At 71.0% G+C, this 19,083-nt stretch carries 16 protein-coding genes and 1 riboswitch; of the genes, 7 read left to right on the forward strand and 9 right to left on the reverse strand.

The window, feature by feature from the left end; translation table 11 throughout:
* Positions 1 to 20: 20 nt before the first annotated feature.
* On the forward strand, positions 21 to 599 hold the full coding sequence (gene dcd / locus ACFY2Q_RS02975; RefSeq protein WP_357003370.1) for a dCTP deaminase: 579 nt from the start codon (positions 21 to 23) through the stop codon (positions 597 to 599).
* Between the two features lie 63 nt (positions 600 to 662).
* Here dcd and ACFY2Q_RS02980 read toward each other — a convergent pair whose 3' ends face one another.
* The gene (locus ACFY2Q_RS02980; RefSeq protein ID WP_387126987.1) at positions 663 to 1,703 is read right to left on the reverse strand and encodes an NlpC/P60 family protein; all 1,041 of its coding nucleotides are present in this window, start codon (positions 1,701 to 1,703) and stop codon (positions 663 to 665) included.
* Between the two features lie 13 nt (positions 1,704 to 1,716).
* Positions 1,717 to 1,853: riboswitch (cyclic di-AMP (ydaO/yuaA leader) on the reverse strand.
* 234 nt (positions 1,854 to 2,087) lie between these two features.
* On the opposite strand from ACFY2Q_RS02980, the gene ACFY2Q_RS02985 reads away from it, so the two are divergent.
* Positions 2,088 to 4,061 carry an N-acetylmuramoyl-L-alanine amidase gene (locus ACFY2Q_RS02985; protein WP_387126989.1) on the forward strand — a complete coding sequence of 658 codons (1,974 nt, stop codon included), beginning with the start codon at positions 2,088 to 2,090 and terminating at the stop codon, positions 4,059 to 4,061.
* Positions 4,062 to 4,127: 66 nt separating this feature from the next.
* On the opposite strand, the gene ACFY2Q_RS02990 is transcribed toward ACFY2Q_RS02985, so the two are convergent.
* The 3 genes from ACFY2Q_RS02990 to ACFY2Q_RS03000 form a co-directional block, all read right to left on the reverse strand.
* Complete coding sequence (locus tag ACFY2Q_RS02990; RefSeq protein ID WP_387126991.1) at positions 4,128 to 5,138, reverse strand: NlpC/P60 family protein; 1,011 nt, start codon at positions 5,136 to 5,138, stop codon at positions 4,128 to 4,130.
* Positions 5,139 to 5,305: 167 nt separating this feature from the next.
* Positions 5,306 to 6,307, reverse strand: a complete 1,002-nt coding sequence (locus tag ACFY2Q_RS02995) for a hemolysin family protein (RefSeq protein WP_387126993.1) — start codon at positions 6,305 to 6,307, stop codon at positions 5,306 to 5,308.
* Entirely contained in the window at positions 6,300 to 7,613 is a 1,314-nt protein-coding gene (locus ACFY2Q_RS03000) for a hemolysin family protein (protein WP_387127571.1), read from the reverse strand. Before ACFY2Q_RS03000 ends, ACFY2Q_RS02995 begins: the two co-directional genes overlap by 8 nt.
* 81 nt (positions 7,614 to 7,694) lie before the next feature.
* Between ACFY2Q_RS03000 and ACFY2Q_RS03005 the strand changes: the two genes are divergently transcribed.
* On the forward strand, positions 7,695 to 8,360 hold the full coding sequence (locus ACFY2Q_RS03005) for a GPP34 family phosphoprotein (protein WP_387126995.1): 666 nt from the start codon (positions 7,695 to 7,697) through the stop codon (positions 8,358 to 8,360).
* Between the two features lie 65 nt (positions 8,361 to 8,425).
* Here ACFY2Q_RS03005 and ACFY2Q_RS03010 read toward each other — a convergent pair whose 3' ends face one another.
* Together ACFY2Q_RS03010 and ACFY2Q_RS03015 are read right to left on the reverse strand one after the other, a co-directional pair.
* The gene (locus tag ACFY2Q_RS03010; RefSeq protein ID WP_387126997.1) at positions 8,426 to 10,624 is read right to left on the reverse strand and encodes a (Fe-S)-binding protein; all 2,199 of its coding nucleotides are present in this window, start codon (positions 10,622 to 10,624) and stop codon (positions 8,426 to 8,428) included.
* 288 nt (positions 10,625 to 10,912) lie between these two features.
* Positions 10,913 to 11,176, reverse strand: a complete 264-nt coding sequence (locus ACFY2Q_RS03015) for a cell division protein CrgA (RefSeq protein WP_387126999.1) — start codon at positions 11,174 to 11,176, stop codon at positions 10,913 to 10,915.
* Positions 11,177 to 11,398: 222 nt separating this feature from the next.
* Here ACFY2Q_RS03015 and ACFY2Q_RS03020 point away from each other — a divergent pair, with 222 nt between their 5' ends.
* From ACFY2Q_RS03020 to ACFY2Q_RS03035, 4 genes are all read left to right on the forward strand, one after another.
* Positions 11,399 to 12,199 (forward strand): DUF881 domain-containing protein, encoded by an 801-nt coding sequence (locus ACFY2Q_RS03020; RefSeq protein ID WP_387127001.1) that lies wholly within the window; start codon positions 11,399 to 11,401, stop codon positions 12,197 to 12,199.
* A gap of 1,049 nt (positions 12,200 to 13,248) precedes the next feature.
* Positions 13,249 to 14,109, forward strand: coding sequence for a class E sortase (locus ACFY2Q_RS03025; protein WP_387127573.1), 861 nt, complete (start codon positions 13,249 to 13,251; stop codon positions 14,107 to 14,109).
* A gap of 4 nt (positions 14,110 to 14,113) precedes the next feature.
* Complete coding sequence (locus tag ACFY2Q_RS03030; protein ID WP_387127003.1) at positions 14,114 to 14,395, forward strand: hypothetical protein; 282 nt, start codon at positions 14,114 to 14,116, stop codon at positions 14,393 to 14,395.
* 2 nt (positions 14,396 to 14,397) lie between these two features.
* The gene (locus ACFY2Q_RS03035; protein ID WP_387127005.1) at positions 14,398 to 15,048 is read left to right on the forward strand and encodes an aminodeoxychorismate/anthranilate synthase component II; all 651 of its coding nucleotides are present in this window, start codon (positions 14,398 to 14,400) and stop codon (positions 15,046 to 15,048) included.
* 52 nt (positions 15,049 to 15,100) lie between these two features.
* Here ACFY2Q_RS03035 and ACFY2Q_RS03040 read toward each other — a convergent pair whose 3' ends face one another.
* The 3 genes from ACFY2Q_RS03040 to ACFY2Q_RS03050 are packed head-to-tail and all read right to left on the reverse strand — an operon-like array spanning position 15,101 to position 19,082.
* Positions 15,101 to 15,781 carry a vancomycin high temperature exclusion protein gene (locus tag ACFY2Q_RS03040; RefSeq protein WP_387127007.1) on the reverse strand — a complete coding sequence of 227 codons (681 nt, stop codon included), beginning with the start codon at positions 15,779 to 15,781 and terminating at the stop codon, positions 15,101 to 15,103.
* Positions 15,782 to 15,804: 23 nt separating this feature from the next.
* Positions 15,805 to 17,616, reverse strand: a complete 1,812-nt coding sequence (pknB, locus tag ACFY2Q_RS03045) for a Stk1 family PASTA domain-containing Ser/Thr kinase (RefSeq protein WP_387127009.1) — start codon at positions 17,614 to 17,616, stop codon at positions 15,805 to 15,807.
* Positions 17,613 to 19,082, reverse strand: a complete 1,470-nt coding sequence (locus tag ACFY2Q_RS03050; RefSeq protein ID WP_387127011.1) for a protein kinase — start codon at positions 19,080 to 19,082, stop codon at positions 17,613 to 17,615. Before ACFY2Q_RS03050 ends, pknB begins: the two co-directional genes overlap by 4 nt.
* Position 19,083: the final 1 nt, after the last annotated feature.

A 19,083-nucleotide genomic window follows, 5' to 3' on the forward strand; every position in this document is an offset into this window, starting at 1 on the left:
CGCCTCGCTATGGTGGTCCGATGCTGCTCTCCGACCGCGACCTGGTCACCGAGATCAAGGCCGGTGCGCTGGGCCTGGACCCATTCGAACCCACCCTGGTCCAACCGTCCAGCATCGACGTGCGACTCGACAGGCTGTTCCGCGTCTTCAACAACCACCTCTACACGCACATCGACCCGGCGATGCAGCAGGACGACCTGACCTCGGTGGTCGAGGTGCCGGACGGCGAGCCGTTCGTGCTGCACCCGGGCGAGTTCGTGCTCGCCTCGACGCTGGAGGTGATCTCGCTCGGCGACCAGCTCGCCGGCCGCCTGGAGGGCAAGTCCAGCCTGGGCCGGCTCGGCCTGCTCACCCACTCCACCGCCGGCTTCATCGACCCCGGCTTCTCCGGTCACGTGACGCTTGAGCTGTCAAACGTGGCGAACCTGCCGATCACTCTCTGGCCGGGTATGAAGATCGGTCAGCTCTGCATCTTCCGGCTCTCCTCGCCGGCCGACCACCCGTACGGCTCGGTGGTCTACGGCTCGCGTTACCAGGGTCAGCGGGGGCCGACGCCGAGCCGCTCCTGGCAGAACTGGCGGGCCTGGCCGACCCGTTGAGGGTCGGGTGAACGACGAGGGCCCGCCGGGACGGATCCCGACGGGCCCTCGACCAGCAGAGGTTCAGCCTGGGCGGCCGTAACTGTGGATCGGGCCGTCGTCGACCTTCTTCATCTTGACCGGCTGACCGGCCTGGGAGGCGTGCACCACCCAGCCGTCGCCGACGTACATGCCGACGTGGTGGATGTCGCTGTAGTAGAAGACCAGGTCACCGGGGCGCAGGTCGGCGCGGCTGACATCCTTGGTCACCCGGCTCTGCGCGGCGGCGTTGTGCGGCAGGGACACCCCGGCCTTGGCCCACGCGGCAAGCATCAGCCCGGAGCAGTCGTACGAGTTCGGGCCCTCGGCGCCCCACACGTAGGGCTTGCCGATCTGGGCGCATGCGAACTTGACGGCCGTGCCCGCGCCGCCGCCCGGGTAGCTGGCCGGGCAGGGCGCCGGACGCAGTGGACCGCCGCCGCCGTTGCCGTACACCTTGAGGCGCAGCTTCTGTAGCCGATCGATCTCCGCGTTGATCTGCTTCTTCTTCGCCGCCAACTGAGCCTCGGTAAGGGTCAGTTGGGCCACCATCTCGTCCAGCGGCGCCTTCTGTCGGGCCAGCTCGTCGCGCAGGTCGGACACCTGCTGCACGTCCTGCTGCTGGTTGTGGGCGAACCGGTCGAGCATCTCCAACTGGCCGACCATCTCGCTTGGCGACCGACTGCCGAGCATGGCGTTGACTGTGGAGACGTTCTCGCCCATGTACGCGCGGACGGCAAGCGCGCTCACCTTGTCCATCGCGGCGTCGACCTGGCGCTCCAGCGGAGCGATCCGGGCGGCCAGGGCGTCGGCCTGCTTGCGCTTGGCGGCCAGGTCGGCACGTGTGGCGTTGTGCCGTTCGATGATCGGTTCGAGTTTGTTCCAGTCGGCGTCGATCTGACGTTCGATCTCGGCGACGGACGGGTCCGCGTGGGCCGCCGTGGCGCTGCCGGTCAGGACGACGGCAACGCCGACGAGGGCGGCGAGGGCGGCGGCGAAGCGGGACGAGCGTGGACGCGGCACTGTCGATGTCGGGTCGGCTGACGCCGACCGCCCGGACGACGGCCGCGGGGCATGGAGTGCCACCGGGGTTCCGTACTCCTTCTTCCTGACCGCCTACCGGGTTAGCTGACGGGTTCGGGCGGGAAGTGGGCGCCCTACCGCAGGAACTGCGGATTCACCCCGGGGAACCTGGGTCCCCGGCTCGCTGTTGAAGCGACTCGGCGGTGTCGGTCCGTTACCGCCCGGGACGGGCAGACCTGCCACCGGGCCGACAAATGACCAGAGTAGAGACGGCCGTTACCGATCCGCAACCGCTGGGGCCGTGACACTCCGTACCGGTCCGGAGATGTCACGGACCGTGGGCGAAAGTTTCCTTCTGAGCCTGTCGAGATATGGAAAGGTATTGACGCGGGCTCCCGGCCGGCGGGAGGGTGACCTCACAGTTACCCACGCAATCTAGGGGGTTCGATGCACCATCCAACCCTGTCGTCCGGCCGGCACGCACTGCTGGTCACCGCCATTGTCGCCGCGACCGCGCTGCCGCTGTCCGCGAGTCCGGCCGCCGCCGCACCCACAGCCGACCGTCAGCAGCAGTACGCCGCAGCCGCCAGCGAATACGGCGTACCGACCGACGTGCTGCTCGGCGTCTCCTATCTGGAGTCGCGCTGGGACAGCAACGCCGGCACACCGAGCACCAGCGGCGGCTACGGCCCGATGCACCTGACCGACGCCCGGCACGTGGCCGCCCTGCCCGGACGCGGCCACCACGACGCCGGCACCGAGGACCCGCGCGGCGACGAATCGCGTACCGCGCTGGCCCCCCGCCAAGCCGCGGACCCCGCACCGCCCAGCGCCGCCCTACAGACCGTGGACGCCGCCGCCGCGCTGACCGGCGCGGCCCCGGAGTCGCTACGCACCGACGCCATCGTGAACATCCGGGGCGGAGCGGCGCTGCTGGCGGCGTACCAACGGGAGTTGGGTGCGCCTGTCGGCGCCGGCACCGACCCGGCCGCCTGGTACGGCGCGGTGGCCCGCTACGCAGGCGCGGACAGCGCCGACGCCGCGGCGGCCTTCGCCGACGAGGTCTTCACCACGATCGGCGCGGGCGAGTCCCGGGTGACCGACGACGGCCAGCGGGTCACGCTGCCGGCCCGCACGGTACGGCCGGAGCGCAGCTGGCTGGACCGGCTGGGCCTGCGCAAGCTCGCCCGCCCGGACGGGCTGGAATGTCCCCGCACCATCTCCTGTGAGTGGATCCCGGCGCCGTACGAGGCGTTCGGCGACGGGGACTACGGCAACCACGACCTCTCCGACCGGCCCAAGCGGCAGAAGATCGAATACATAGTCATCCACGACACCGAGGCGAGTTGGGCGACCACCCTGAAGCTCGTCCAGGACCCGACGTACGTGAGCTGGCACTACTCGCTGCGCTCGGTGGACGGGCACATCGCCCAGCACGTCAAGACCAAGGACGTCGCCTGGCACGCCGGCAACTGGTACGTCAACGCCAAGTCGATCGGGTTGGAACACGAGGGATTCGCCGCGCAGGGCACCTGGTACACCGAGGCGATGTACCGGACGTCCGCGAAGCTCGTCCGGCACCTCGCGCTGCGGTTGGGCATCCCGCTTGACCGCCAGCACATCATCGGCCACGACAACGTGCCCGGCACCACCGCGTCGACAGTGCGCGGGATGCACTGGGACCCGGGACCGTACTGGGACTGGACGCACTACTTCGACCTGCTGCACGCGCCACGGCTGGACACCGGCACCCCGGCCACCGGCCTGGTCCGGATCGACCCGGACTACGCCACCAACAGGCCGGCGTTCATCGGCTGCGACGCCCCCGGCGTGCCCTGCCCGTCGCGCGGTTCGTCGTCGGTGGTGCTGCGCACCGCGCCGGCCGCGGACGCGCCGCTTGTCAACGACATCGCGCTGCGCCCCGACGGCACCCCCAACACGATGGAGGTGTCGGACCACGGCGCCCGCGCCTCCGCAGGCCAGACATACGCGCTGGCCGGGCGGCAGGGCGACTGGACGGCCATCTGGTACCTCGGGCAGCGGGCCTGGTTCCACAACCCGAAGTCCGCGCCCACCGCCACCTGGACCGTCGGCGTGGTGGTCACCCCGAAGCCCGGCCGCGCCACCATTCCGGTGTACGGGCGGGCGTACCCGGAGCAGGCCGCCTACCCGGCCGGCGTGCCCTACCAGGCCATCTCGCCGTTGCAGTACACCCTGGCCGCCGGTCAGCGGTACGCCGTCGGGGCGGTGCTGCCCGGCGAGTACTACCGGGCCAGCACTGTCGATGGCTCCTCGCCCGGCGACTGGACAGTGATCCGCGGCGACAACAGGTACGTGCAGATCCAGTTCGGCCACCGCATCATGTACGTCGACCTGGCCGACGTGCAGGTGCTCCCGTCCCCGGTGGGCGCACCCCGCTGACCCACTGACGAAACCGCGACGGCCCCCGGTCGGTGACCGGGGGCCGTCGTCGTTGCGTGATGTGGATCAGGGTCTGCGGAACCCGGCGACCGGCATGTTGTTGATGCTTGCCACCTGCACCGGTTTACCGGCGCGTGGGGCGTGCACCATCTGGTCGTTGCCCAGATACAGGCCGACATGATGCAGGTCGCTGAAGAAGAACACCAGGTCACCGGGGCGGGCGTCGGCACGTGAGATGGCCTTGCCCTCGTTCCACTGGTTGCCCGTGTGGTGGGTGAGGCTGACCCCGGCCGCCTTGTAGGCGTACTGGGTCAGGCCGGAGCAGTCGAACGAGTTCGGGCCGGTGGCACCCCAGACGTACGGCTTGCCGATCTTTCCGCAGGCCGTCTTGATGGCGGTGCGGGCCTTGTCGCTGAGCACACCGTTGATGGTCGGGCAGCCTGCGGTCTTGACAGTGGTCTTGGGCAGCGACGCCTCGAGCTTCTTGATGTCGGCGTCGATCTGCTTCTTCTTCGCCGCCAGATCGTTCTGCTGCTTGGTCTGGGTGGCGATCAGCCCGTCCAGCTTCTGCTTCTCGCCGTCGTACTTGGCCCGGACGGCAAGCACGCCCTCGACCTCCTTGCGCTCCCGCGCGGCGAGCCGGTCGAGGAGGGTGAGCTGCTCGGTGAGCGTGTCCGGCTTGGCGCTGACCAGCAGCGCGCTGATCTCCTGCGACGGCCCCGACATGTAGTAGCGGGAGGCGAGGTCACCGACGCGGTTGAGCGCCAACTCGCTCTGCAGGGCCAGCGGCTCGATCTTCTTCTGCAGGTCGGCCGACTTCTTGCGGTTGACCTTCAGTTCCGCCCGCACCTTGTTGTACTGCTCGATGGTGGGCTCCAACTGCTCCCACTTCTTGTCGATCTGCGCCTCGATCTCGTCGACCGTGGGCTCAGCATGCGCCGGAACGGCGAGCATGCCGGCGCCGACGGCCGCGGCGGCGACCAGGACGAGCAGGCGGTGGGCGACCCGGCGTAGACCGCCCGGTCGAACGGACAGCCCCGGGGCGTGACGATGAGGGGGCACGGTTGCCACCGGCATCGACTCCTTTACAACCGACCGCCGGGCGCCTCGCGTGAGGGAAGGGCCGAGGCAGACGACCCACAGCGGTCGGTGCCCAACACTAGGGAAGCGTTGGACGGGAATCAAGGCGGACTGCGTCACCATCACTGTCGCGCAACCGCTTGCACACCAACGGTGTTGTTCCATTAGCCAACGATTGCGGTCAATACATCGTCAAGCGTGACTACGCCGAGCGGGCGCCGGCCGTCACTGACCAGCACCATGTGCCGCCGTTCGCGGCGCATGGCCAGCAGCAGATCAGCTAGCGTACGCTCCGGCGGCACCACCGCCAGCGGCCGGCGAACGTGGGCCGGCACCGGTGCCCGACGACCCTGCCCGGCATACCCGAGCACGTCCTTGACGTGCACGAAGCCCAGCACACGACGGGTCGACCGCTGCACCACGGGGAACCGGGAACGGCCGGTCCGGGTCGCCAGCACCTCAAGCGACGCGGGCGAGACGTCCTCGGCAACAGTCACCACAGTCGACCACGGCTGCAACGCGTCCGCAGCGGTCCGGGAGTGCAGGGCCAGGGCACCTGTGATGCGTGTGTGTTCCTCGGCGTCGAGCAACCCCTCGGTGCGCGCCTGCGACACAAGCACTGCCAACTCCTCGGCGGTGAACACCGTCTTCACCGCCTCGGTCGCCTCGATCCGCCAGAGCGCCAACACCCGGCGGGCCGCCCACTTCATGGCCAGCAGCAGCGGCTTGGTGGCCACACAGAACGCCAGCATGGCTGGGCCGAGCCACAGCGCGGAGACCTCCGGGCCGGCCAGCGTGATGTTCTTCGGCACCATCTCACCGACCACCGTGTGCAGGAAGATCACCACGCCCAGCGCCAGCACGAACGCCACCGGGTGTACCGCCCGCTCGGACAGGCCCATCGCGTGGAACGGCGACTCCAGCAGGTGCGCCAGCGCCGGCTCCGCTATCGCGCCAAGGCCCAGGGAGCAGACCGTGATACCGAGCTGCGCGCCGGCGATCATCAGCGGGATCTGGTTCATCGCGGACAACGCCAGGCGGGCCCGCTTCGATCCGGCGGCCAGCGGCTCGATGACCGTCCGCCGAGACGCGATAAGCGCGAACTCGCTGCCCACGAAGAACCCGTTGCCGAGCAGCAGCAGGACGGTGACCAGCAGCTCAGTCATCGGTCTCCGGCTCCGCCGGGCGCAGCACCCGGACCTGCTCGATCCGGTGCCGCTCCACCTCCACCACCGTGAACTCCCAGCCGCTCTCGTGGATCGTCTCGCCGGCCAGCGGGATGTGCCCGAGCCGGGCCAGCAGGAACCCGGCCAACGTCTCGTACGGGCCCTCGGGCAGTCGGAAGCCGGTCTGCTCGGCCAGCTCGTCGGAGCGCAGCACCCCGTCGACGAGCACCGTGCGCTCCCCGCCCGGCACGGTCAGCTCCACCGGCCCGGGGTCGTCCACGCTTGCCGGATCGAACTCGTCGGCTATCTCACCTACCAACTCCTCGACGAGGTCCTCGATCGTCACCACACCGTCCGTGCCGCCGTACTCGTCGACCACGATGGCGAGGTCGGCACCGGCGGTCTTCAACGCTGTCAGCACGCCGTCCAGGTTCAGGCTCTCCGGCACGAAAACCGGCTCGCGGGCCACCGAACCCACCACTATCGACGCTCGGGCGGCCAGCGGCACGCCAAGCGCGTCCGGCACGCCCGCGACGCCGGTGACCAGGTCGAGCGTCTCCTCGTACACCGGGAAGCGGGTCCGCCCGGTCCGCCGGGACGCCTCCAACAGCTCGGCCACTGTGGCGGTGGCGCGCAACGCGACAACGTCGACACGCGGGGTCATCGCCTCGGCCGCCCGCTTGTCACCGAAGCGGATGGTGCGGCGCAGCAGCATCGCGGTGTCCGGAGGCAGCGCACCGGCGCGGGCCGAGATGGCGGCCAGCAGGCCCAGCTCCTCCGGCGAACGGGCGCTCGCCAGCTCTTCCTGCGGCTCCACCCCGAGCGCCCGGACCAGCCGGTTCGCCGAGCCGTTCAGGCCACGGATCACCCACCCGAACGTCCGGGAGAAGGCGCGCATCGGGCCGGCGGTGGCAAGCGCCGCCGGCATCGGTCGGGCCAGCGCCGCGTTCTTGGGCACCAGCTCGCCGAAGAGCATGGAGATGACAGTGGCCAGGGCCAGCGCCAGGAACGGAGTGAACCGGTCGGTGCTGTCACCGGCCACGGGACGCAGCAGCGGGGTGAAGATCCGGGCCAGGGCCGGCTCGGCCAGATAGCCGGTCAGCAGCGCGGTGATGGTGATTCCGAGCTGCGCTCCGGAGAGCTGGAAGGACAGCTCGCGCAGCGCGGTGCGGACCGTTCGGGCGGCCTCGTCGCCAGCGGCCGCCCGCCTGTCGATCTCCGCCCGGTCGACCGTGACCAGGGCGAACTCGGCCGCGACGAAGAACGCGTTGCCGACGGTCAGCAGCACGAAACCGATCAGCGGCAGCAGCGCCAAAACAATAAGTCCGTCGATGCGCGTGATTCTGACACGGGAGTGCCGGTGGTGGGTCCCCGGTAACGTCGTGGCATGGACGGTCTGCTACTCACCGATGAACTGGTCCTGCTCGCGTACGACGACGACGGCACCAATCGGCTCGGACGCCCACACCTCGACTACGGCCTCGCCGGCGCGGTGCTGCTGGAACTGGCGCTCGCCGGCCGGGTGGAGGTGACGGACAAGCACCTCGTGGTGACCGATCCCACACCGACCGGGGTGCCGCTGCTCGACGAGGCGCTGACCATGATGGGCACCGAGCGGCCCCGCAAGCCGAAGAACTGGATCGGCAAGCTGTCCAAGGGCCTGCTGGAGCGGGTGCTCGCCGGGTTGGTGGACGCCGGGGTGCTGCGCCGGGAGTCCGACCGGGTGCTGCTGGTCTTCCCGCGTACCCGCTATCCCTCGCCGACCGGCGCCCAGCCGGCGGTGGAGACGGCGGCCCGGGAGCGGATGGCGGCAGCGCTGACCGGCGACGGCCCGGTCGACGCCCGGACGGCCGCGCTGCTCACCCTGACCCGTGCGGTCGGCCTGGACCGCAAGCTCTTCCGCGACCTGCCCAAGGATCGGGTTAAGGCCCGGATGGACGAGATCGCGGCAGGCGACTGGGCCTCGGCCGCGGCCAAGAAGGCCATCGACGAGATGCAGGCCGCGCTGATGGTCACGACCACCGCGGCCATCGTCACCACCACTGTCAGCTGAACGGGCGGCGGCGGCACCGCACGGGTGCCGCCGCCGTCGTGGTCCAGCTTCCGCCGGGGTACGCCTCAGCCTGCGGCAGGCACGACCTCCGGCTCACCGGCAGGTGCCTCCGGCTTGACCGAGCGCAGCAGGACGGTCGCCACGTCGATCACCTCGACCTGCTCGCCTGCGCCCTTGCCGTTCACGCCGTCGCTGAGCATCGTCGAGCAGAACGGGCAACCGACGGCGACGGTCTTCGCCCCGGTGGCCATGGCCTCCTCGACCCGGTCCACGTTGATCCGCTTGCCGATCTTCTCCTCCATCCACATCCGGGCGCCGCCGGCGCCACAGCAGAAGGAGCGCTCGCTGTTTCGCGGCATCTCGGTGATCTCGCCCTCGATGGCGTCACCGAGAACCTCACGGGGAGCCGCGAAGACGCGGTTGTGCCGGCCCAGATAGCAGGGGTCGTGGTAGGTGACACCGCCGTCGACCGGCTGCACCGGGGTGAGCTTGCCCGTGGACACCAGGTGGGCCAGCAGTTGCGTGTGGTGGACGACCTCGAACTCGCCGCCGAGCTGGCCGTACTCGTTGCCCAGGGTGTTGAAGCAGTGCGGGCAGGTCGCCACGATCTTGCGCTTGGCCTTCTCGCGGCCCTCGAACGCCTCGTTCAGCGTCTCCACGTTCTGCTGCGCGAGCATCTGGAAGACGAACTCGTTGCCGATCCGCCGCGCCGGGTCACCGGAGCAGGTCTCGCCCTCACCGAGGATCGCGAACTTCACGCCCGCCTCGTTGAGCAGGGTCGCCACCGCCCGCGTGGTCTTCTTGGCCCGGTCCTCGAAGGCGCCGGCGCAGCCGACCCAGAACAGGTACTCGAAGTCGTCGACCTCGCCCACCCGGGGCACCTCGAAGTCGAGGCCCTTGGTCCAGTCCTCGCGGGTGTTCTGCGGGGCACCCCACGGGTTGCCCTTGTTCTCCAGGTTACGCAGCATCACGCCGGCCTCCGACGGGAAGCTCGACTCGATAAGCACCTGGTAGCGCCGCATGTCGACGATGTGGTCGACGTGCTCGATGTCCACCGGGCACTGCTCGACGCAGGCGCCGCAGGTGGTGCACGACCAGAGCACGTCCGGGTCGATGACGCCGCCCTCCTCGGCGGTGCCGATCAACGGCTTGTCCCCCTCGGCCAGGGACAGGACGTCCAGGTGGGCGAGCTGCGCCTGGGTGGCCTTCTCCTCGCCGGTGAGGTCCTTGCCGCCGCCGGCCAGCAGGTAGGGCGCCTTGGCGTACGCGTGGTCGCGCAGGCTCAGCACGAGCAGCTTGGGCGACAGCGGCTTGCCGGTGTTCCAGGCCGGGCACTGCGACTGGCAGCGACCGCACTCGGTGCAGGTGCTGAAGTCCAGCAGACCCTTCCAGCTGAACTGCTCGACCTGGGCGACGCCGAACTGGTCCTTCTCCGGGTCGGCCTCCTCGAAGTCGAGCGGCTTGCCCTGGCTCGTCATCGGGCGCAGCGCGCCGAGGCCGGAGCCGGCCGGCTTGGCCGGCTCACGCTTGAAGAAGATGTTGGGGAACGCCAGGAAGCGGTGCCAGGCGACACCCATCGTGACGTTCAGCGAGATGACGATCAGCCAGGTCATCGAAATCATGATCTTGATGACGGCGGCGACACTCACGCCGTCCTGCCAGTCGGGGAGCACCGCACCGACCGCGTGGCTGACCGGAGTCGCCCAGAACGGGAACTCGAAGTGGTCGGTGGCGACCTTGAAGCCCCGGATCACGAACCCGAAGACCAGGACCAGGAGCACGATCCACTCGACGAAATAGCCCTGCCACATGCTGGAACCGGTGAACCGGGACCGGCCGCCCGGCCGGCTCGGTCGGTTGCGCAGCCGGATCGCCATCAGCACCACGATGCCGACCAGGCCCAGCACGCCGATGATCTCGGTGACCAGGCCGAAGATCGTCCAGTTCCCGATGATCGGCAGGCCGCCGTCGGTGGTGACGACCTCGAAGTACGCCTCGAGCACGAGCAGCGACAGCACGATGAAGCCGACCATCACGAACCAGTGGGCCGCCCCCACCACACCCCACTTGAACATCCGGGTGTGGCCGGCGGTCTCCACAAGCATGGTCTTCGTGCGGGTGGCCTTGTCGGCGAACCGCTCCGGAGCGGGCTGCCCGAGCCGGATGACGGCCGTCATCTTCAGGACCGCACGCACCGCCAGCCACACCGCCACGGCGGTGATGCCGGCCGCGAGGATCGTGGTGACGATCTGGACGCTGCCCATCGAGTTGGCCTCCCCGGTGTGCTTGCTGTCGAGCAGTACAGCGACCGGGGCCGGGTCAGGACGCAGTCGGCGTCGCGCCGCCGCACCTGCGACCGGACCGGTCGATGACCTCGCTCCGCTCGGTCATGCAGTGCAGCCTACGCGCAAGGTTACCCAGCAGTAACGTGAGTCATCTCGCAGTAGGCCACGCCGCCTGCGGACACCATAGGGTGCCCCGCCCGGGCGTGCCGGACAGGGGCGCGTCGGAATGACCGAAACCTCTGCGGCGCGGCGGCGCGCCGAGCCGCCTCAGCGCCAGCGGGAGAGCAGCACCAGCGACCCGACCATCGCGCCGAAGCCGACCGCGAGGTTCCAGTACTGCCACGAGGCGACCGGGTACTGCTGCTCGGAGAGGTAGTAGACCACCAGCCAGCCGATGCCCGCGACGATCAGAGCGACGGCGGTGACCGGAAGCCACACCGGGCTAGGCTTGCGCGTCGACGCCGCCGTCGTCGGACGAACGTCCGTCGGCGGGGTGTACACCTTCTTCTTGCGGACCTGGGACTTGGGCACGACGCTCTCCAGAGGGGGTGACGACCTCGGCCGGCCTGACAACCGGACGCGGAGGCGACGGTCATGGCCAATAATGTTCGACAGCTAGCGTAGTCCCGATCGGCCGCCTGGACCACGAATGGGGTCAGGCCGGTGCGCGGAGTGACCGAAAAAGGCGGGACTGTTCGCATCCCCGGCCCGACCGGGGCGGGCCTGCCCCCCGACACGCGGAAGGAACGCTCGGTGGAGTACACATCCGGCGCGGCCTCCTGGCAGAAGGTCCTCCGACGGGCCGTCGCCGGGCTGCTGCCCCGGCGGCCACGGCAACGTCGACCCGGTTGGTCGATCGGCGTGCCCCTGATCGCCGCCGCAGCGGGGCTGCTCTTCACCACCACCGCGACCACCGCCGGCGGCACCGCACTGCGGGAGGACCGGCGGCCCCAGCTCAACCAACTCAAAGAGGAACGCCAGCAGCAGGTCGCCGCCAGTGAGCGCCGCGCTGCCGCGCTGCGTGAAGAAGTCGAGCGACGCACCAATACCCTGGCCAAGTCGGACGGCCCGATCCAGGCTCAGCAGGCCCGCGCCCAGCTCAACCTTCAGGCGGCCGGGTTCACCAAGCTCATCGGCACCGGTGTGACAGTCGAACTGAACGACGCTCCGCAAAACAACGAGACCCGCGCCGGGGCCAGCAACGACGACCTGGTCGTGCACCAGGGCGACGTCCAGGCGGTGGTCAACGCGCTCTGGGCCGGAGGGGCGGAGGCCATGTCAATCATGAACGTCCGCGTGCTCGCGACCAGCGCGGTACGCTGCGTCGGTAACACCCTGCTGCTGCACGGGCGGGTGTACTCCCCACCGTTCAAGATCGTAGCAATCGGCGATCCCGCTGCCCTCCAGCAGGCCCTCGCCGGCTCTGAGGGAGTCCGGTTGTTCAAGGACGCTGTCGACGACTACCAGCTCGGCTACAAGGAGTCCGTCTCCACCGTGGAAGTCCCGGCCTTCGAGGACTCCACGGCTCTGCGTTCCGCGACGGTGCCCCGATGAGTGGCCCGGACGAGCGCCGGGACGGGCGACATCGGGACCAGGCCGACGAACCGACCGACTTCCTACCCAGGGTCAACCGCCCGGAGCCGACTCCTGGCCGCCCGGAGCCGACGCCCGGCCGGCCGACCCCGGCCGGCAACTGGCCCGAGCCGGTGCTGCCGGCACGGCCGAGCCCGGCCCGCCCGCCGGCCGCTCCCGAGCCGCCGCGCGCCACAGGCGCGCCCTGGGATGACCGCGCCTCCCAGCCGCACCCCGGCCGCGCTGAGCACCCTCCCCGCGCTGACTACCCGCCCCGGGTCGACCACTCTCCCCGCGCTGAGCACCCTCCCCGGGCCGACCACTCGCCCCCGCCGAGCGCTGGCCGGCCCGATCCGTCGCGTGCCTCGGGCCATCCCGGCCCCGCCGCGCCGCCGCCCTGGCCCGGTGCCGCAGCCGCCGGCCCCGGCCCGCACGCCGGCCCCGGCCCGCACGCCGGCCCCGGCCCGCACGCTGGCCCCGGCCGTCCCCCCGCCGGGAGCGGCCGACCGACCGCCTCCCCCGATCAGGGGCCGGTCCGCCCGGCCGTCCCCGGTGACGTCCCCGTCCGCCCGCCAGCGCCCGGCGCCGCGGCCCCCCGCCCGCCGGCCCCCAGCGGCCCGCCCGGGCCAGGCACCCCGCCGGGCCGTCCCGGTGGTGCTCCGACCTGGCCGGGTGCGCCCGACGGCGCTCCGACCCGGCCGGCAGTGTCCGGTCCCTCGGTGCCGCCGACCCCCTACCCCCCGGCAGCCCGGCCGACGGCATCCGCCGGCCCCTCGCACCCACCTGACGTGACTCCGAACCCACCTGGCGTGACTCCGAACCCGCCTGGTGCTCCGAACCCGTCCGAGGGCGACGCGCCGACCGCGTTCCTCCCGCAGGTCGGTCCGCGCTCCACCCGCCCGACCGGTTCTCCGGGCGGCGCGCCGGTCTCCCCGGCCGGGCCCGGTCGCGGGCCGGAGCGCGCGGCAGACCCGGGCGCCACCGCACTCATCCCCGCCGTGCCCTCCGGGCCCGCACCCCGACCCCCGGTGATGGACTCCACGGCCCTGATGGGCGCCGTCCCCCGTACCCCGACGACCGACGATCCGGCTGGTACGGACGACAGCGCCGCCGAACCTCCCCGCCCCCGGCGCGGCGAACGGGTGGTCCAGCTCCGGCCGCACCAGACCGGCGAGGGCTACAAGAGCGTCTACTCGGAACTCACCCGCCCGTCGCTCGCCTCCCGGATCCGTACCGGCGTCCGGATCACCGGCGAGGTGCTGATCACCTTCGGCCTCGTGGTGCTGCTCTTCGCCGGCTACGAGATCTGGGGCAAGTCGGCAATCGTCGACGCCCATCAGAACGACCTCAGCAACCAACTCGCCCAGGTGTGGGCCCCGACCGACGACCCGACGGTGGCACCCTCGGCCGCACCGAGCGCCAAGCCGTCACCGCCGGTGCGCGGCAAGCCGATCGCGGGCCTCTACATCCCCAAGCTCGACAAGAACTGGGTGGTCGTCGAGGGTGTCACCCAGGCCGACATCCGGTACGCCCCGGGCCACTACCCGGCAAGCGCGCTGCCCGGTCAGGTAGGCAACTTCTCCGTCGCCGGTCACCGCAACCGGGCCACCTTCTGGCGGCTGGACGAGCTCGACGACGGTGACGCGATCGTGGTCGAGGGCAAGACCGAGTGGTACGTCTACAAGGTGTCGCAGTCCCGGATCGTCAAGCCGACGCAGGTCGAGGTGGTGGCGCCGGTCCCCGGCGAGCCGGACAAGAAACCGACCAAGCGGATGCTTACCCTCACCACCTGCAACCCGAAGTTCGACAACTACCAGCGCTTGATCATCCACGCCGAGCTGGACCGGACCCAGCCCAAGACGGCGGGCCGCCCGGCAGAGCTGGGAGGCTGATCCGATGTACGCGTTCATCTGGCGCAAGCTGCCCTTCGGCCTGGTCGGCAAGCTGACCGGCTCGGTGTTGCTCGTGGCCGCCACGGTGGCCCTGCTCTGGTTCGTGGCCTTCCCCTGGGCCGAGCCGCTGCTGCCCTTCGACGACGTGCAGGTCGAGTCCGGCGTCCCCGCGGAGACGGGCGGCGGTGACGCGGTGACCGGGGAGACCCCGCCGGCCGGCGACGAGCACGAGTTGCCGTACGACACCGACCAGAACAACCCCGCACCGTCCTCCCCGAGCAGGTGACCATGCGCGTCCTGGTGATCGACAACTACGACTCGTTCGTGTTCAACCTCGTGCAGTACCTCGGCCAGCTCGGCGTGGACTGCGAGGTTCGCCGCAACGACGAGATCGACGTCGCCGAGGTGGGCAGGGTCGGCGCGGCCGGCATCCTGCTCTCACCCGGGCCGGGCAGCCCGGACCGCGCGGGCATCTGCCTGGACGTCATCCGGGAGTACGCGGGCAAGCTGCCGATCTTCGGCGTCTGCCTCGGTCACCAGGCGATCGGTGAGGCGTTCGGGGCGACAGTGACCCGGGCGCCCGAGCTGCTGCACGGCAAGACCTCCGAGGTGCGGCACCATTCGGTCGGCGTACTCGCTGGTCTGCCCGACCCGTTCACCGCCACCCGGTACCACTCACTTGCGGTGTTGCCCGAGACGCTCCCCGACGAGTTGGAGGTCACCGGCTGGACCGAGTCCGGCGTGGTGATGGCGATGCGGCACCGGACGTTGCCGATCGAGGGCGTGCAGTTCCACCCGGAGTCGGTGCTCACCGAGGGCGGCCACCTGATGCTCGCCAACTGGCTGGCCGGCTGCGGTCACCCGGAGGCCCTGGACCGCGCCCCGGCGCTGGCAGCCGAGGTCGACACCCGCCGCCGGGCGGCGTTCGCCGTCGCCTGAGCGGGCTCCTGTCGATCCGCCCCTCAGAAAGCGGCTCGACTCGCGGCGACAGTCAGAGCCGCAGCGCGTTCTGGACCGCCGGGTCCGCAGGCGAGCTGACCGCTGGTGCCCGGCCCCGGACCACGTCCCACGCCGCCTTGCCGCTGGCGAAGTAGTCCCGGATCGACTTCTCGGCGAGCAGCGCGCGACCGCAACCGTCGCAGCGTGCGGTCACGCCGTCGGCGTCGATGCCGAGTTGTCGGCACAGCGTCACGGCCCGGGACAGGTGGTAGGACTGGGTCACGATAAGGGCCCGCTCGACGCCGTACACCTCGCGCGCCCGCACGCAGCTGTCGTAGGTGTCGAGGCCGAACGGGTCGGCCACCACGCGACGCCTGTCGACACCGAGGTCGGCGAGGTACGACGTCATCACCGCAGTCTCGTCGCCCGAGTTGCCGCCGCCGTCGCCCGACACGAGGACGACCTTGGCCCGCCCACTTGTCACCAACTGCGCTGCGGTTTCCAGGCGGCCGGCGAGCCGTTCTCCCGGCCGTTGTCGATCCGCCGCCACTGCGGTGCCGAGCACGATCACCACGTCGGCGGCGGGCGCATCCGCCTCGTCGTGTACGTGCCCACGGGCACCGATCGTCGTCCACAGCCACGGGACGCTTGCCAGCAGCAGGACGGCCAGGCCGGCGACGGCCAGGCGGAGCAGGTGCCGTCGCCATCGGCCGGCGCTGAGGCCGCTGTCCACCCTGGCGCTCCGACGTGCGACGGCTACTCCTCGGGGAGCCGGATCGGCGGGAACGGCTGACCCGAGCCGCCACCGCCACCCGGAGTGGTCGGCGTGACCGTCGGCGTCGGCGTCGTCGTCGGCGGACTGGGCGTCTCGTCCACCTTCTCCGGGATGCTGATCTCGATGGTCACCTTCTTGCCCTGGGCCAACTCGGTGCCGGCACGCGGGTTCTGCGACTGGACGCGGCCCGCCCGGTCGGCCGACACCTCGTCACCGTTGCGGAACTCGACCACGTAGCCCGCCGCGCGGAGCTCCTGAGCGGCCTCGTCCTTCGTCGAGTTGACGACGTTGGGGACCTTGTTGACGTTGCCCCGCGAGACGTCGATCGTCACCTTGCTGTTCTGGGCGACTGTGGTCCCGGACGGCGGGTTGACCCTGACAACTATGCCCTTCTGGGCGGGGTTGTCGACCTGGCGCTGCTCGACCACCAACCCGAGAGCCTTGAGCTGAGACTCGACGTTCTCGGCCTGGGAGTTGACCAGGCCCGGAGGGACCGTCACCTCGGGCTTGCCGGCGCAGACCTGGATGGTGACAGTGCTGGCCGCCTTCAGGCGAGTGTCCGGCTGCGGGTTCTGGCCGACCACCGTGCCTTCCTTGCAGGTGCTGTTCGAGACTGGCTCACCCAACACCGGCTGGAGGTTGGCGTTGCGGATCTCGCTGAACGCGACGTCCTGTGTCTTACCGGTGAGCGTGGGCACCGACTTCAGGTCCCTGTCCTGCTGTTGGCTCCAGAGCAGGGCCGCCACCAAGGCGATAACCGCCAGCACGCCGACCGCGCTGAACAGGGCGATCAGCCAGGAGGACGCCTTCCGCTGGCGCGGGTCGCCGACCCGGGCCGGGATCTGCCGGGTCTGCGCCCCAGCGGCAGCCGGGTAGCCGCTCCCGCCGCCAGCCGGAGCCATCGCCACCGTCTCGGCCTCGCGCATCACCGGAGTGGCGAGCACCGGCCGGCCGGCGGCCGCGCGGAGCAGGTCGGCCCGCATCTCCCCGGCGCTCTGGTAGCGGTTGAGCGGGTTCTTCGACAGCGCCTTGAGCACGATGGCGTCGACAGCCGGGTTGACGTCCGGGTTGATGTCGCTCGGCGTCGGCGGCGTCTCCCGCACATGCTGGTACGCGACGCTTACCGGGCTGTCCCCGACGAACGGCGGGTGCCCGCAGACCAGCTCGAAGAGCACGCAGCCGGCTGCGTACACGTCGGAGCGGGCGTCGACGGCCTCGCCGCGCGCCTGTTCCGGGGAGAGATATTGTGCCGTGCCGATCACCGCGCTGGTCTGCGTCATTGTTGTCGCGCCGCTTGCCAGCGCCCGCGCGATGCCGAAGTCCATCACCTTGACCTGGCCGGTCTGGGTGAGCATGACGTTGCCCGGCTTGATGTCCCGGTGGATGATGCCGTGCCGGTGACTGAACTCCAGCGCCGCGCACATGTCGGCGCAGATCTCCAGCGCCCGGCGGGGCTGCAGCCGCCCTTCGGCGCCGAGCACCTCCTTCAACGTCCGCCCGTTGACGAACTCCATGACGATGAACGGCAGCGTCTCACCTGTCGGCGCGGTCTCCTCGCCGGTGTCGTAGACGGCCACGATCGCCGGGTGGTTGAGCGAGGCGGCGTTCTGTGCCTCCCGACGGAACCGCATCTGGAACGTCGCGTCCCGGGCGAGGTCGGTGCGGAGCATCTTGATCGCGACATCCCGACCAAGCCGGAGGTCGCGACCGCGGTGCACTTCGGCCATGCCGCCATAGCCGAGCAGCTCGCCGACCTGGTACCTGCCACCGAGCAGGCGGGCCTGCGCTGTCATCGCGTCTGTCGTCCTTCGCTCGTCGTCGTCCCGCCGTCGCCCGGCTGGAGCCGTACCTCACGACGGTACGACGTCCGGGTCGCATCGTCGCGTCCGTCGAGCCTCAGCGCGCCGGACGTCGCGGTCTGTGGAGCTGGCGCACTCGCCTGCGACTGCTTCCGCAGGTTGTAGGAAATCACGCCGGAGCAAACCAGGACCAGTACGGCCAGCAGGATGGCGAGGAGCACCATTCCGGGCCGCGACCCGTGGGCGTCCGGCGCGGACGGCGCCGGGCCGGCCGGGTGGACGTACGCCGGAGGGTGTTCCTGTCGGGTCTGTGCCGGCGGCACCGCCGCGGCACCGCGCGGGTAGCTGGTCGGGGCGGCCGGCGGCCGGGCGTAGGGCACGGCCGGCGCGACGGCTGTGGGGCGAAGCTGCTGGGCCGGTGCGCCCGAGATGGGGCGGGGCTGGACCGGCGCGCCGGAGGTGGGGCGGGGCTGCTGGGCCGGCGGGACCGAAGTCGGCCGTTGCCCGGGCGGCGCCGGGCGGTGCGGGGCGCCTGGCGGGCGCATCTGCTGCGCCTGCGGCACCTGCGCCCGGCCGGGTGCGGCAGGTGAGGACGGCGCGGCCGAGACCGGCCCGGGGTTGCCACCGGCCCTGGCCTGCTGAGACAGCGCGGCCTTGAGCTGGCGGGCGACCCCGGCGAGGGCGGCGGCGCTTGGCCACCGGGCGGCCGGGTCCTTTGCCAACGCCCGTTCCACCACGGCCCGGACCTGCGGCGGGATGTCGGCGGGCAGGGGCCGGGGCGTCTCCCGGACGTGCCGCATGGCGATGTCGAGGGGGTTGTCGCCCTCGAACGGACGACGGCCGGCGAGGCACTGGTAGGCGACCACGCCGAGCGCGTAGACGTCGGACGCCGGGGTCGCCACCCCGCCGGTGGCCTGCTCCGGGGAGATGTACGAGGCGGTGCCGAGCACCGAACCGGCGGCGGTGAGCTGGCCGACCAGATCGGAGCGGGCGATGCCGAAGTCGGTCAGCACGAGCGTGCCGTTCGGCCGGACCAGCAGGTTGCCCGGCTTCACGTCGCGGTGCACGATGCCCTTCTCGTGGGCGGCGTGCAGGGCGTCGGCGGCCTGCGCGACGAGGGCCATCGTGCGGGCCGGGGTGAGCCGACCGACCCGGCTCAGCGTGGACGACAGGGCGTCACCCTCGACGTACTCCATGACCAGGAAGGCGATCTGCTGGTCGTTGCCGAAGTCGTAGACGTCCACCACGCCGGGGTGGTTGATGGTGGCCATCGTCCGGGCCTCGCCACGGAACCGTTCGGCGAAGTCCGGGTCGTCGAGCAGTGCGGGGAGCAGGCTCTTCACCGCGACCGTCCGGCCGAGCACCTGGTCGGTGCCGCGCCACACGTCGCCCATGCCGCCGCTGGCGATCCGCTCGTCGAGGCGGTAACGGTTGCCGAGCTGGACACCGGCGCTGAGCATG

Origin of the sequence: Micromonospora sp. NPDC000316 (assembly GCF_042898885.1) — a bacterium.
Classification (GTDB): domain Bacteria; phylum Actinomycetota; class Actinomycetes; order Mycobacteriales; family Micromonosporaceae; genus Micromonospora.

What these genes read in the sequence shown, in the direction of transcription:
- dcd (WP_357003370.1), top strand. Translation starts at nt 21, where the DNA reads ATGCTGCTCTCCGACCGCGACCTGGTCACCGAGATCAAGGCCGGTGCG.
- ACFY2Q_RS02985 (WP_387126989.1), top strand. Translation starts at nt 2,088, where the DNA reads ATGCACCATCCAACCCTGTCGTCCGGCCGGCACGCACTGCTGGTCACC.
- ACFY2Q_RS02990 (WP_387126991.1), bottom strand. Translation starts at nt 5,138, where the DNA reads ATGCCGGTGGCAACCGTGCCCCCTCATCGTCACGCCCCGGGGCTGTCC.
- ACFY2Q_RS02995 (WP_387126993.1), bottom strand. Translation starts at nt 6,307, where the DNA reads ATGACTGAGCTGCTGGTCACCGTCCTGCTGCTGCTCGGCAACGGGTTC.
- ACFY2Q_RS03005 (WP_387126995.1), top strand. Translation starts at nt 7,695, where the DNA reads ATGGACGGTCTGCTACTCACCGATGAACTGGTCCTGCTCGCGTACGAC.
- ACFY2Q_RS03010 (WP_387126997.1), bottom strand. Translation starts at nt 10,624, where the DNA reads ATGGGCAGCGTCCAGATCGTCACCACGATCCTCGCGGCCGGCATCACC.
- ACFY2Q_RS03025 (WP_387127573.1), top strand. Translation starts at nt 13,249, where the DNA reads ATGGACTCCACGGCCCTGATGGGCGCCGTCCCCCGTACCCCGACGACC.
- ACFY2Q_RS03030 (WP_387127003.1), top strand. Translation starts at nt 14,114, where the DNA reads ATGTACGCGTTCATCTGGCGCAAGCTGCCCTTCGGCCTGGTCGGCAAG.
- ACFY2Q_RS03035 (WP_387127005.1), top strand. Translation starts at nt 14,398, where the DNA reads ATGCGCGTCCTGGTGATCGACAACTACGACTCGTTCGTGTTCAACCTC.
- pknB (WP_387127009.1), bottom strand. Translation starts at nt 17,616, where the DNA reads ATGACAGCGCAGGCCCGCCTGCTCGGTGGCAGGTACCAGGTCGGCGAG.
- ACFY2Q_RS03050 (WP_387127011.1), bottom strand. Translation starts at nt 19,082, where the DNA reads ATGCTCAGCGCCGGTGTCCAGCTCGGCAACCGTTACCGCCTCGACGAG.